Here is a 13,018-nt window from a genome sequence, read left to right as displayed (position 1 = left end):
GTCCCGACACCGGGTGGGCGCCGGGACCAGGCTGTTACCAGCGGTAGTGCGCGAAGGCCTTGTTGGACTCCGCCATCTTGTGCGTGTCCTCGCGCCGCTTGACGGCGGCACCGAGGCCGTTGCTCGCGTCCAGCAGCTCGTTCATCAGCCGCTCGACCATGGTCTTCTCGCGCCGGGCGCGGGAGTACGTGACCAGCCAGCGAAGGCCCAGGGTGGTCGCCCGTGCCGGGCGGACCTCGACCGGCACCTGGTAGGTGGCGCCACCGACACGGCGGCTGCGCACCTCAAGGGTCGGCTTGACGTTGTCCATCGCCCGCTTGAGGGTGACGACCGGGTCGGTGCCGGACTTCTCCCGGCAGCCTTCCAGAGCCGCGTACACGACGCGCTCGGCGAGTTGACGCTTGCCCCGCAGCAGGATCTTGTTCACCAGCTGGGTGACCAGCGGCGAGTTGTACACCGGGTCAGCGACCAGCGGCCGCCGCGGAGCGGGTCCCTTACGCGGCATGTCAGCTCTTCTCCTTCTTCGCGCCGTAACGGCTGCGCGCCTGCTTGCGGTTACGGACACCCTGGGTGTCCAGCGAGCCGCGGACAATCTTGTAACGCACGCCGGGGAGGTCCTTCACACGACCACCGCGGACGAGCACGATCGAGTGCTCCTGCAGGTTGTGTCCGACGCCCGGGATGTAGGCGGTCACCTCGATCTGGCTGCTGAGCTTGACACGAGCGACCTTGCGCAGCGCCGAGTTCGGCTTCTTCGGGGTGGTGGTGTACACACGGGTGCACACGCCGCGCCGCTGAGGGGATCCCTTCAGCGCCGGGGTCTTGGTCTTACTCGTCTTGGCCTGGCGGCCCTTGCGGACCAGCTGCTGGATCGTGGGCACCGGGTTTCTCCGCTCCCTTCGGCCGCTCGCGCGGCCGCGCTTCGCTTAGCCGGCCTGATGACCGGCCCTCCTACATTCCGACCAGGGCCACCTCACGGCGGTCCCGGCACCCGCGGTCGGGCGTGTCGCCCCGCTCGCGGCCCGGTTCCGACGCTCACGCGGAGGTTCCGGGTTGTGTCACCGGCACGCGGATCGCCGCCCGCCGGGTCTTCTGGCTCAGTCGTGCCGCTGTTCGGATACCGGATCGCCGGATCCCGCGCACGCACGAGTTGCCCGGGCAGGCCCGGGCACAAGGGGAAAGAGTACCTACCACAGCCGTGCAGGTCAAAAAGGAAGACCCGCCGGACTTCTCACCGCTCCCGGCTGGACCCGTCGTGCCACCCGCCTGTGATGGGCACCTACGGATACAAGTGTACCGGCTCCGCCGGAAACCGGACCGATAGCCCCTGGGCGGGACTCGGCGGCATCCGGAGCCCGGCTCAATCGCCCGGAACCCACGTGGTCCGGATCTCAGCTCAGGCCAGGGTCAACAACAGCGCCAGCCCCAGGCCCGACAGGCAGAGCAGGAGACCCGCCCCACCGCAACTGATCCCGGCGATCGCCACGCCACGACCGGTGAACCGGACCGCCGGCGGAGCCGCCGGGCGACGGATCTGCCGTACCCCGAGCAGTCCGGCCACCACGGCGCCCGCGCCCGTCAGGCTGCCCAGCACGGCGAAGGCGCCAGCGGCCCAGGCTCCCCCACCCGTACCTCCTCCGACCACACCGATGCAGATGACCAGGAACGAGATCATGATCGAGGTGATCCCGGCCACCAGCGAGCCGACCCCCAGACCCGACGTGACCGGAGGTACGTCCAGGTGCACGGTCCCGAACGGGGTGCCGGGCACCGGTTCGACCCGCTTGGGTGGCCGGGGCCGGTCCTGCGGCGGCGGCACGGCCGCAGGCCCACCCCAACCCGGACCGGACCCACCCGGAACCGGCGGCACGCCGCTGCCCGGGCCCCCTGGCGGCGAACCGTGGAGCGGGCTGTGCGGCGGACCGTGGAGTGAGCCGTGCGGCGGACCGAAGGCGGAAGGCCCGGAGGGAGGGCCTGCGGGCGCGCCCCCGGGCGGCGGCCCGAACGGGGAGGGCCCGAACGGCGCCCCGGACGAAGGACCGCCCGGTGTCGAGCCGGGGTTGGCCCCGAAGGCGGACGAGCCGGGCGGCGGACTCCCCGGAGACCAGCCGGGAGCGGCAGCGACAGCAGGCGAGTCGGGCGGCATACCGAAATCGGGTGGACCGGGCGGTACCTGCTCCCCCGGTTCCGTCCCGGTCGCGTCGTCCGGGCGCCCGGAAGTGGGCTGGGCGGACTCGCCGCCCTCGGGGCGCGCCGGTTCCGTCACGGGATCTCCTCCTCATCGGCCGCGTCCACCGCCGCGCGACGGACATCGTCAGGCTACCGTCGCCGGTCAGCCCACCGTGCCCGGCGCGATGCCCGTGCCGCGCACGGGTCAGTCGACGGTGGGGTCGAAGTCCTGCCCGTAGGGCGCCTCGGCGAGCCGGACCACACCGATCACCAGCAGCGCCACCACGCTCACCGCGACCAGCCCCAACCCCGTCCAGGCCAACCGTTCGCCGCGACGCAGCCAGGCCGCGCCAGTCAGGAAACCACCCGACGCGTACGCCTCCCGACGCGCCTGCCGGGCCAGGTGCAGCGCGACCGTCGCCGGTACCACGCCACCCAGCAGCAGGCCGGTCATCGCCCCCATCAGTCCGAGCGCGAAGACCGCCCGGGCCTTGGTCGCCCGGACCGGATCGGGATCGAGTGGATGACGTGGCGCCGACGCGGCGGGCGCCGATCCGGGTGCGATCGTCATGAGCACATGATGCCTGTCCCCGCCACGCCATGGGCCGTAGCGGCGGGTACGGACACGAGGAGGCCCCCGGCAGATGCCGGGGGCCTCCCACGTCACACGGTCCTAGCGGTACGACCCGAAGTCGAAGTCGTCCAGCGGAACCGCCTGGCCACTGGCCGGCCCGAAGCCGTAGTCGGTCTCCGGGTACCCGGTCATCGAGTAGACCTTGGCCTTCGCCTCTTCGGTCGGCTCGACCCGGACGTTGCGGTACTTGCTGATGCCGGTACCGGCCGGGATGAGCTTACCGATGATCACGTTCTCCTTGAGACCGATGAGCGAGTCGCTGCGGGCGTGGATCGCCGCATCGGTCAGCACCCGGGTGGTCTCCTGGAAGGAGGCCGCCGAGAGCCAGGAGTCGGTGGCCAGCGAGGCCTTGGTGATACCCATCAGCACCGGACGTCCGGCTGCGGGCTCGCCGCCCTCGCCGACGAGCCGGCGGTTTTCCGACTCGAACAGCGCCCGGTCGACCAGCACACCCGGCAGGAACTCGGTCGAGCCGGAGTCGATGACCGTCACCCGCTTGAGCATCTGGCGGATGATGATCTCGATGTGCTTGTCGTGGATGAGCACACCCTGCGAGCGGTAGACCTCCTGGACCTCCTGGGTCAGGTGGACCTGGACCGCGCGCGGGCCGAGGATGCGCAGCAACTCGTGCGGGTCGATGGTGCCCTCGGTGAGCTTCTCGCCGACCTCGACGTGGTCGCCGTCGTGCGCCCGCAGCCGGACCCGCTTCGAGATCTTGTCGTACACGATCTCGTCGCTGCCATCGTCGGGGATCACGACGATCTTGCGCGACCGCTCGCCGTCCTCGATCCGGATCCGGCCGGGGGTGTCGGCGATCGGCGCCTTGCCCTTCGGGATCCGGGCCTCGAAGATCTCCTGGACACGCGGCAGACCCTGGGTGATGTCCTCACCCGCGACACCACCGGTGTGGAAGGTCCGCATCGTCAGCTGCGTACCCGGCTCACCGATCGACTGGGCGGCGATGATGCCGACCGCCTCGCCGACGTCCACGATCTTGCCGGTCGGCAGCGAGCGGCCGTAGCACGCACCGCAGACGCCCAGCTTCGACTCGCAGGTGAGCACGCTGCGCACCCGGACGCCGTCGACCCCGGCGGCGACGATCTTGTCGACCAGGATCGAGTTGATGTCCGCGCCGCGCTCGGCGACGACGGTGCCGTCCGGCCCCTTGATGTCGTCGGCGAGGGTACGGGCGTGCACGCTCGTCTCGGCGTGCTCGTGCACCACGAGCCGGCCGTCGAGGTGCTGACCGACCTGCATCGGGATGGCCCGGTCGGTGCCGCAGTCCTCCTCGCGGATGATGACGTCCTGCGAGACGTCCACCAGACGCCGGGTCAGGTAACCCGAGTCGGCGGTACGCAGGGCGGTGTCCGCGAGACCCTTACGGGCACCGTGCGTGGAGATGAAGTACTCCAGCACGGACAGACCCTCCCGGTAGCTGGCCTTGATCGGCCGCGGGATGATCTCGCCCTTCGGGTTGGCCACCAGACCACGGATCGCCGCGATCTGCCGGAGCTGGAGCAGGTTGCCGCGAGCACCCGAGTTGATCATCTTCCACAGCGGGTTCTCCTGCGGCAGCGCGGTGTCCATCTCCTTGGCGACCTCGTTGGTCGCCTTGGTCCAGATCTCGATGAGCTCGCCGCGACGCTCCTCGGTGGTCATCAGACCACGCTGGTACTGCTTGTCGATCCGGTCGGCTTCCTTCTCGTACCGCTCCAGGATCTCCCGCTTGCGCGGCGGAGCGATGACGTCCTCCATGCCGATGGTCACGCCGGACCAGGTGGCCCAGTGGAAACCGGCCTCCTTGAGCCCATCCAGGGTGGCCGCCAGGGCCACCTTCGGGAACCGCTCGGCGAGATCGTTGACGATCGCGGAGAGCTGACCCTTGCGGATCTCGTAGTTCACGAACCGGTAGCCCTGCGGCAGGGTCTCGTTGAACAGCACTCGGCCGAGCGTGGTCTCCACGGTCAACGGCTCACCCTGGACCCAGCCCTCGGGCGCGGTCCACGGCTGCCCACCGGTGCCGTTGTCCACCTCGACCACGTTCCGCAGCCGGATCTTGACCGGCGCCTGCAGGTGCAGCTCGCCGTTGTCGTACGCCATCCGCGCCTCGGCGTCCGAGCTGAACGCCCGGCCCTCCCCGCGCTCACCGGTGGTGAGGTGGGTCAGGTGGTAGAGCCCGATGACCATGTCCTGGGTGGGCATGGTGACCGGCTTGCCGTCGGCCGGCTTGAGGATGTTGTTCGACGACAGCATCAGGATCCGCGCCTCGGCCTGGGCCTCGGCGGACAGCGGCACGTGCACCGCCATCTGGTCGCCGTCGAAGTCGGCGTTGAACGCGGTGCAGACCAGCGGGTGGATCTGGATGGCCTTGCCCTCGACCAGCTGCGGCTCGAAGGCCTGGATGCCGAGTCGGTGCAGGGTGGGCGCCCGGTTGAGCAGCACCGGGTGCTCGCCGATGACCTCTTCCAGCACGTCCCACACGACCGGTCGCTGCCGCTCGACCATCCGCTTGGCGGACTTGATGTTCTGCGCGTGGTTGAGGTCGACCAGCCGCTTCATCACGAACGGCTTGAACAGCTCCAGCGCCATCTGCTTGGGCAGGCCGCACTGGTGCAGCTTGAGCTTCGGGCCGACCACGATGACCGAACGGCCGGAGTAGTCGACGCGCTTGCCCAGCAGGTTCTGGCGGAACCGGCCCTGCTTGCCCTTGAGCATGTCGGACAGCGACTTCAGCGGACGGTTACCCGGGCCGGTGACCGGCCGGCCGCGACGGCCGTTGTCGAACAGCGCGTCGACGGCCTCCTGCAGCATCCGCTTCTCGTTGTTGACGATGATCTCGGGCGCGCCGAGGTCGATCAGCCGCTTGAGCCGGTTGTTCCGGTTGATCACGCGGCGGTACAGGTCGTTCAGGTCGCTGGTCGCGAAGCGGCCACCGTCGAGCTGCACCATCGGGCGCAGGTCCGGCGGGATGACCGGTACGCAGTCCAGCACCATGCCGAGCGGCGAGTTGCGGGTGTTCTGGAACGCCGCGACGACCTTGAGCCGCTTGAGCGCCCGGATCTTCCGCTGGCCCTTACCGGTGCGGATGGTCTCCCGCAGGTTCTCCGCCTCGGCGGCGAGGTCCATGTTCTGCACCAGGGCCTTGATCGCCTCGGCGCCCATACCCCCGGTGAAGTACTCGCCGAACCGGTCGCGGAGCTCGCGGTAGAGCAGCTCGTCGGTGACCAGCTGCTTCGAGTCGAGCTTGCGGAAGGTGTCCAGCACCTCGTCCAGGCGGTCGATCTCGCGCTGGGCCCGGTCGCGGATCTGGCGCATCTCGCGCTCTCCGCCCTCCTTGACCTTGCGCCGGACGTCCGCCTTCGCACCCTCGGCCTCCAGCTCGGCCAGGTCGGCCTCGAGCTTGGCGGCCCGCTTCTCGATCTCCGAGTCGCGGCTGTTCTCCGACTGCCGCTTCTCGGCCAGGATCTCGTTCTCGATGGTCGAGAGGTCACGGTGACGCGCCTCGGCGTCAACGCTCGTCACGACGTACGAGGCGAAGTAGATGATCTTCTCAAGGTCCTTGGGGGCGAGGTCCAGCAGGTAACCCAGCCGGCTCGGCACGCCCTTGAAATACCAGATGTGGGTCACCGGCGCGGCGAGCTCGATATGGCCCATCCGCTCACGGCGGACCTTCGAGCGGGTCACCTCGACGCCGCAGCGCTCGCAGATGATGCCCTTGAACCGGACCCGCTTGTACTTGCCGCAGTAGCACTCCCAGTCCCGCTGCGGACCGAAGATCTTCTCGCAGAAGAGCCCGTCCTTCTCCGGCTTGAGGGTGCGGTAGTTGATGGTCTCGGGCTTCTTGACCTCGCCGTGCGACCACTGACGGATGTCGTCGGCGGTCGCCAGCCCAATTCGCAACTCGTCGAAAAAGTTGACGTCGAGCACGTTCAATTCCCTCACACGTCGCTTGTTGCGCTAGCAGCTGACCGGGTCCGGGCCCGGGACGGGGTGACCCCAGAAGGGGCCGCCCCGTCACCGGACCGCAACGTCACACTTCCTCGACCGAGCTCGGCTCGCGCCGGGAAAGGTCGATACCCAGTTCCTCCGCGGCCCGGAAGACCTCGTCGTCGGTCTCGCGCATCTCCAGGGCCACACCGTCGCTGGAGAGCACCTCGACATTGAGGCACAGCGACTGCAGCTCCTTGAGCAGCACCTTGAACGACTCGGGGATGCCCGGCTCGGGGATGTTCTCGCCCTTGACGATCGCCTCGTAGACCTTGACCCGGCCCAGGACGTCGTCGGACTTGATCGTCAGCAGCTCCTGCAGGGCGTACGCGGCACCGTAGGCCTGCATCGCCCAGCACTCCATCTCACCGAAGCGCTGGCCACCGAACTGCGCCTTACCACCCAGCGGCTGCTGCGTGATCATCGAGTACGGACCGGTCGACCGCGCGTGGATCTTGTCGTCGACCAGGTGGTTGAGCTTCAGGATGTAGATGTAGCCGACCGCGATCGGGTCCGGCAGCGGCTCGCCGGAGCGACCGTCGAACAGCTGCGCCTTACCGCTGGCACCGATCAGCTGCTTGCCGTCCCGGTTGGGCAGGGTCGACGCGAGCAGACCGGAGATCTCCTCCTCGCGGGCACCGTCGAAGACCGGCGTGGCCACGTTGGTGTCCGGCTCGGACTCGTCCGCGCCGATCCCCTGGAGCTGACGCTTCCACTCCGCGTCGTCGCCGTCGACCTTCCAACCGGTCTTGGCCACCCAGCCCAGGTGGGTCTCGAGTACCTGGCCGATGTTCATCCGGCTCGGCACACCCAGCGGGTTGAGCACGATGTCGACCGGGGTGCCGTCCTCCAGGAACGGCATGTCCTCGACCGGCAGGATCTTGGAGATGACGCCCTTGTTGCCGTGCCGGCCGGCGAGCTTGTCGCCGTCCTGGATCTTCCGCTTCTGGGCGACGTAGACCCGGACCAGCTCGTTGACGCCCGGCGGCAGCTCGTCGCCGTCCTCGCGGGAGAAGGTACGCACGCCGATGACCGTGCCGGTCTCACCGTGCGGCACCTTCAGCGAGGTGTCCCGAACCTCACGCGCCTTCTCGCCGAAGATCGCGCGGAGCAGCCGCTCCTCCGGAGTCAGCTCGGTCTCACCCTTCGGGGTGACCTTGCCGACCAGGATGTCGCCGGGGACGACCTCGGCACCGATCCGGATGATGCCGCGCTCGTCGAGGTCGGCGAGCATCTCCTCGCTGACGTTCGGGATGTCGCGGGTGATCTCCTCCGGGCCGAGCTTGGTGTCCCGCGCGTCGACCTCGTGCTCCTCGATGTGGATCGAGGTGAGCACGTCCTGCTGCACGAGGCGCTGCGACAGGATGATCGCGTCCTCGTAGTTGTGGCCCTCCCAGGTCATGAACGCCACGAGCAGGTTGCGCCCGAGCGCCATCTCGCCCTCGTCGGTGCACGGCCCGTCGGAGATGACCTGGCCGGCCTCGACTCGGTCACCCTCGAAGACCACCGGCTTCTGGTTGACGCAGGAGCCGGCGTTGGAACGGCGGAACTTGTGCAGCAGGTACGTCCGGCGGTGGCCGTCGTCCTGGTGGACGGTGATGTAGTCGGCGCACAGGTCCTCGACCACGCCACCGACCTCGGCCACCACCACGTCGCCGGCGTCGACGGCGGCACGGTACTCCATGCCGGTGCCGACCAGCGGCGACTCCGCCTTGACCAGCGGCACCGCCTGACGCTGCATGTTCGCGCCCATCAGGGCCCGGTTCGCGTCGTCGTGCTCCAGGAACGGGATCATCGCGGTCGCGACCGAGGTCATCTGCCGCGGCGACACGTCCATGTAGTCCACCGCACCCGGTGCGACGTCCTCGGTCTCGCCACCCTTACGGCGGACCAGGACGCGGTCCTCGGCGAACGTGCCGTCGGCCCGCAGCGGCGCGTTGGCCTGCGCCTTGACGAACCGGTCCTCCTCGTCCGCGGTCAGGTAGTCGATCTGGTCGGTGACCCGACCGTCGACGACCTTCCGGTACGGCGTCTCGATGAAGCCGAACGGATTGACCCGGGCGAAGGTGGACAGCGCGCCGATCAGGCCGATGTTCGGCCCTTCCGGCGTCTCGATCGGGCACATCCGGCCGTAGTGGGACGGGTGCACGTCGCGGACCTCGAAGCCGGCCCGCTCCCGGGACAGACCACCCGGACCGAGCGCGCTCAGCCGGCGCCGGTGGGTCAGGCCCGCCAGCGGGTTGGTCTGGTACATGAACTGGGACAGCTGCGAGGTGCCGAAGAACTCCCGGATCGCGGCCACCACGGGGCGGATGTTGATCAGGGTCTGCGGCGTGATCGCCTCGACGTCCTGAGTCGTCATCCGCTCGCGGACGACCCGCTCCATCCGGGACAGACCGACCCGGACCTGGTTCTGGATCAGCTCGCCCACGGTACGCAGACGCCGGTTGCCGAAGTGGTCGATGTCGTCGGCCTCGTAGCCCTCCTCACCGGCGTGCAGCCGGCAGAGGTACTCCACGGTGGCGACGATGTCGTCCTCGGTCAGCGTGCCGGTGGTGATCGGCACGGCCACTTCGAGCTTCTTGTTGAACTTGTACCGACCGACCTTGGCGACGTCGTACCGCTTCGGGTTGAAGAAGAGGTTGTCGAGCAGGGTCTGGGCGTTCTCGCGGGTCGGCGGCTCGCCAGGGCGCAGCTTCCGGTAGATGTCGAGTAGCGCCTCGTCCTGGCCGGCGATGTGGTCCTTCTCGAGCGTGGTCATCATCAGCTCGGACCAGCCGAACTTCTCGCGGATCCGCTCGGCCGACCATCCGACGGCCTTGAGCAGCACCGTGACGGCCTGCCGACGCTTACGGTCGATGCGTACGCCGACCGTGTCGCGCTTGTCGATGTCGAACTCCAGCCAGGCACCCCGGCTCGGGATGACCTTGACGCTGGAGAGGTCGCGGTCGGAGGTCTTGTCCGGCTGCTTGTCGAAGTAGACGCCCGGCGAGCGGACGAGCTGGCTTACCACGACGCGCTCGGTGCCGTTGATGATGAAGGTGCCCTTCGGCGTCATCATCGGGAAGTCACCCATGAACACCGTCTGGCTCTTGATCTCGCCGGTGGTGTTGTTGGTGAACTCCGCGGTCACGAACAGTGGCGCGCAGTAGGTGAGGTCCTTCTCCTTGCACTCTTCGATCGAGGCCTTGACCTCGTCGAAGCGCGGTGCCGAGAAGGAGAGCGACATGGTGCCGGAAAAGTCCTCAATGGGACTGATCTCGTCGAGGATTTCCGCGAGACCCGAGCGTGCGTGCGGGTCGTCCGCCGACCGGCCCTGCCAAGCCTCGTTGCCGACGAGCCAGTCGAAGGACTCGTTCTGAATGGCAAGGAGGTTGGGGACCTCAAGGTGTTCGGTGATCCGACCGAAGGAAACTCGGCGGGGAGCGAATGCGCTCGACGTACGACTGGTCTTCGCAGGGCGGGAAGCTGCCAAGATGCGTCCTTCCGAGGACCGGTGCTGCAGAACGGCTGGTACGCGTGCACTCCAATGACCCCACCAGAAAATATCCACAAACGGACATTTCCGAGCAGGGGTCAAGTCGGATGGCAGCGCAAACTAGCAGTGTAGCCGAGAGGCTAACCGCTGTCCAGCCCACCCCGCAGGAAGTTGCGGAACAGGCCTCGGGACCCTGGAAACGGGTCGCACCGGGCCGCTCGGAACGCAACGTCCCTGCCGGGCCGCTCAGGTGTCTGCGGCGGTGTGCTGCCGCTTCATACCCAGACGGTGGCCGTCGCAAGCGCGGAAGGTCTTGCTGATGTCAGCGTGCCTGGGAGTCCATGGTCGCGTCAAGGGCCGGTGCCGCCATCCGACGCTCTTTCCCATCCACGGGCGAAACCGTCGCCGTTCGCGCCCGCTCCCGCCGCGATGCCCACGCCCTGCTCATGACCGGTTCCGGGCGGTGAAACCACACGGCGGGCGACGATCCGAGCTCCGGATCGTCGCCCGCCGCGATGTTGGTGTGCCCCGGCTCACGTGAGCCGGGACGCGGGTGAGGCTCAGGTCACTTGAGGGTGACCTTGGCGCCCTCACCCTCCAGCTTGGCCTTGGCCTTCTCGGCGGTCTCCTTGTTGACCTTCTCCAGGATGGCCTTCGGAGCGGACTCGACCGCGTCCTTGGCCTCCTTGAGGCCCAGGCCGGTCAGCTCACGCACGACCTTGATGACCTGGATCTTCTTGCCACCGTCGGCGTCGAGGATGACGTCGAACTCGTCCTTCTCCGGCTCGGCCTCGGCGGCGGCGCCACCCTGGACCGGGCCCCCGGCAACCGCGACCGGCGCGGCGGCGGTGACCTCGAAGGTCTCCTCGAACTGCTTCACGAACTCGGAGAGCTCGATCAGCGTCATCTCCTTGAACGCGTCGAGCAGCTCTTCGGTGCTGAGCTTCGCCATGTCTGGCGTCCTTTCTGAATGGTTTAACTAAGAACGTGGGTGCGCCGCGCGGCCTCAGGCCGCCTCGGCGCCCTCCTTCTCACGCTTGTCCTGCAGGGCGGCCGCCAGGCGGGCGGTCTTCGACAGGGGAGCCTGGAACAGGGCCGCAGCCTTGCTCAGGTTGCCCTTCATCGCGCCGGCCAGCTTGGCCAGCAGCACCTCACGGGACTCCAGGTCGGCAAGCTTCGTGACCTCGGCCGCAGAAATGGCCTTGCCCTCGAAGACACCGCCCTTGATGACGAGCTTCGGGTTGGACTTCGCGAAGTCGCGAAGTCCCTTCGCCGCCTCGACGACGTCGCCCGAAACGAAAGTCAGCGCGGTAGGACCGGTGAACAGCTCGTCGAGGCCGGAGATGCCCGCGTCCGCCGCAGCACGCTTGGCCAGCGTGTTCTTGGCGACCGTGTAGGTGGTCTCCTTGCCGAGCGAGCGCCGCAGCTGGGTGAGCTGGGAAACCGTCAGACCGCGGTACTCGGTCAGCACGGTGGCACCCGCACTGCGGAAGTTCTCCGTCAGCTCAGCAACGGCCGTGGTCTTGTCGGTCCGGATCGGCTTGTCCGCCATGTCCCTCCTCTCTCGTTGCTCGAGGCTGGTCACCGTCGCAGGCAGGCGCCTGGGACGGGGGCGGAGGCATCGCGGCAACAGAAGAGCCCCGGCGCAGGGCGCACGGGGCGAGGTCGGCGGAGATGATCGCAGTCGGCGGACCACGGGACACTGCCGGTTTTCGCTTGCCGCCCTACGCGGGTCGCCCGTCTTCGCGGGACCTTCGACCGTGCCGAGGCACGGTGACCAGCGGTCTCTGGGTGGATCTCACACATGACAACATGTGCGACGCCACGCAGCTTACGCGATTGCACGTCGCGCCACCAAACGCACTGATGTGCCGCTGCTCACCTACTCCAGACACAGCATATTCGAGGCGGGACCGACCAATTTGATACCAGAAATCGAAAGGAGCCTCACCACGTCGTGGTGAGGCCCCTTCGCGGAGGTCGCTGCTCAGCTCTCGGCCGAGCCCTCCTGCAGGTTCTTCACCAGGTTCGGGTCGATCGGCACACCCGGGCCCATCGTCGTGGTGAGGGTGACCTTCTTGAGGTACTTGCCCTTCGCTGCGGACGGCTTGGCCCGCAGCACCTCGTCGAGGACCGCCACGTAGTTGTCCACCAGCTGGGTCTCGGAGAACGAGGCCTTGCCGATGATCAGGTGCAGATTGGAGTGCTTGTCCACCCGGAAGGTGATCTTGCCGCCCTTGATGTCCGAGACCGCCTTGGTGACGTCCATGGTCACCGTGCCGGTCTTCGGGTTCGGCATGAGGCCGCGCGGGCCCAGGATCCGCGCGATCCGGCCGATCTTGGCCATCTGGTCCGGCGTGGCGATCGCCGCGTCGAAGTCCAGCCAACCGCCCTGGATCCGGGCGACCAGTTCGTCGGTACCCACCTCGTCGGCACCGGCCGCGACGGCCTCCTCGGCCTTCGCACCGGCGGCGAAGACGATCACGCGGGCGGTCTTACCGGTGCCGTGCGGCAGGTTGACCGTGCCACGGACCATCTGGTCCGCCTTACGGGGGTCGACGCCGAGGCGCATGGCGACCTCGACCGTGGCGTCGAACTTGACGTTGGTCGTCTCCTTGGCCAGCTTCACGGCCTCGGCGGGGGTGTAGAGCTTCGACCGGTCGATGACCTCGGCGGCCTTGCGGTAGCTCTTGCTGCGCTGCATTTCTGTCTACTCCTGTGGTTGCTGGCGGGCCGCGGTGCTCGCGTGC

9 protein-coding genes are annotated in these 13,018 nt (G+C 68.2%); all 9 read right to left on the bottom strand.

Features of this window, described 5'->3' with window-relative positions; translation table 11 throughout:
* Positions 1-34 precede the first annotated feature (34 nt).
* The 9 genes from rpsG to rplA all read right to left on the bottom strand — a co-directional run bounded on the left by rpsG (position 35) and on the right by rplA (position 12,972).
* Positions 35-505, bottom strand: a complete 471-nt coding sequence (gene rpsG, locus ID554_RS19005) for a 30S ribosomal protein S7 (protein ID WP_091650217.1) — start codon at positions 503-505, stop codon at positions 35-37.
* 1 nt (position 506) lies between these two features.
* Positions 507-881, bottom strand: a complete 375-nt coding sequence (rpsL, locus tag ID554_RS19000; RefSeq protein ID WP_014440718.1) for a 30S ribosomal protein S12 — start codon at positions 879-881, stop codon at positions 507-509.
* A gap of 515 nt (positions 882-1,396) precedes the next feature.
* Complete coding sequence (locus ID554_RS18995; protein WP_117226461.1) at positions 1,397-1,771, bottom strand: hypothetical protein; 375 nt, start codon at positions 1,769-1,771, stop codon at positions 1,397-1,399.
* A gap of 603 nt (positions 1,772-2,374) precedes the next feature.
* Positions 2,375-2,740, bottom strand: coding sequence for a hypothetical protein (locus tag ID554_RS18990; protein WP_117226259.1), 366 nt, complete (start codon positions 2,738-2,740; stop codon positions 2,375-2,377).
* Between the two features lie 102 nt (positions 2,741-2,842).
* Positions 2,843-6,730: a DNA-directed RNA polymerase subunit beta' gene (locus tag ID554_RS18985; protein ID WP_117226260.1), complete on the bottom strand. Its 3,888-nt coding sequence runs from the start codon at positions 6,728-6,730 to the stop codon at positions 2,843-2,845.
* A gap of 103 nt (positions 6,731-6,833) precedes the next feature.
* Positions 6,834-10,265 carry a DNA-directed RNA polymerase subunit beta gene (gene rpoB / locus ID554_RS18980; RefSeq protein ID WP_117226261.1) on the bottom strand — a complete coding sequence of 1,144 codons (3,432 nt, stop codon included), beginning with the start codon at positions 10,263-10,265 and terminating at the stop codon, positions 6,834-6,836.
* A gap of 568 nt (positions 10,266-10,833) precedes the next feature.
* Positions 10,834-11,220, bottom strand: a complete 387-nt coding sequence (rplL, locus tag ID554_RS18975) for a 50S ribosomal protein L7/L12 (RefSeq protein WP_117226262.1) — start codon at positions 11,218-11,220, stop codon at positions 10,834-10,836.
* 54 nt (positions 11,221-11,274) lie between these two features.
* Positions 11,275-11,820, bottom strand: a complete 546-nt coding sequence (rplJ, locus tag ID554_RS18970; protein WP_117226263.1) for a 50S ribosomal protein L10 — start codon at positions 11,818-11,820, stop codon at positions 11,275-11,277.
* 435 nt (positions 11,821-12,255) lie between these two features.
* Positions 12,256-12,972 carry a 50S ribosomal protein L1 gene (gene rplA / locus ID554_RS18965; protein ID WP_117226264.1) on the bottom strand — a complete coding sequence of 239 codons (717 nt, stop codon included), beginning with the start codon at positions 12,970-12,972 and terminating at the stop codon, positions 12,256-12,258.
* Positions 12,973-13,018 lie beyond the last annotated feature (46 nt).

The sequence above is a fragment of the Micromonospora craniellae genome (assembly GCF_014764405.1).
Taxonomy (GTDB): domain Bacteria; phylum Actinomycetota; class Actinomycetes; order Mycobacteriales; family Micromonosporaceae; genus Micromonospora; species Micromonospora craniellae.
Note: the sequence above shows the minus strand (reverse complement) of the source record. Positions and strands in the feature narration are given on the sequence as shown.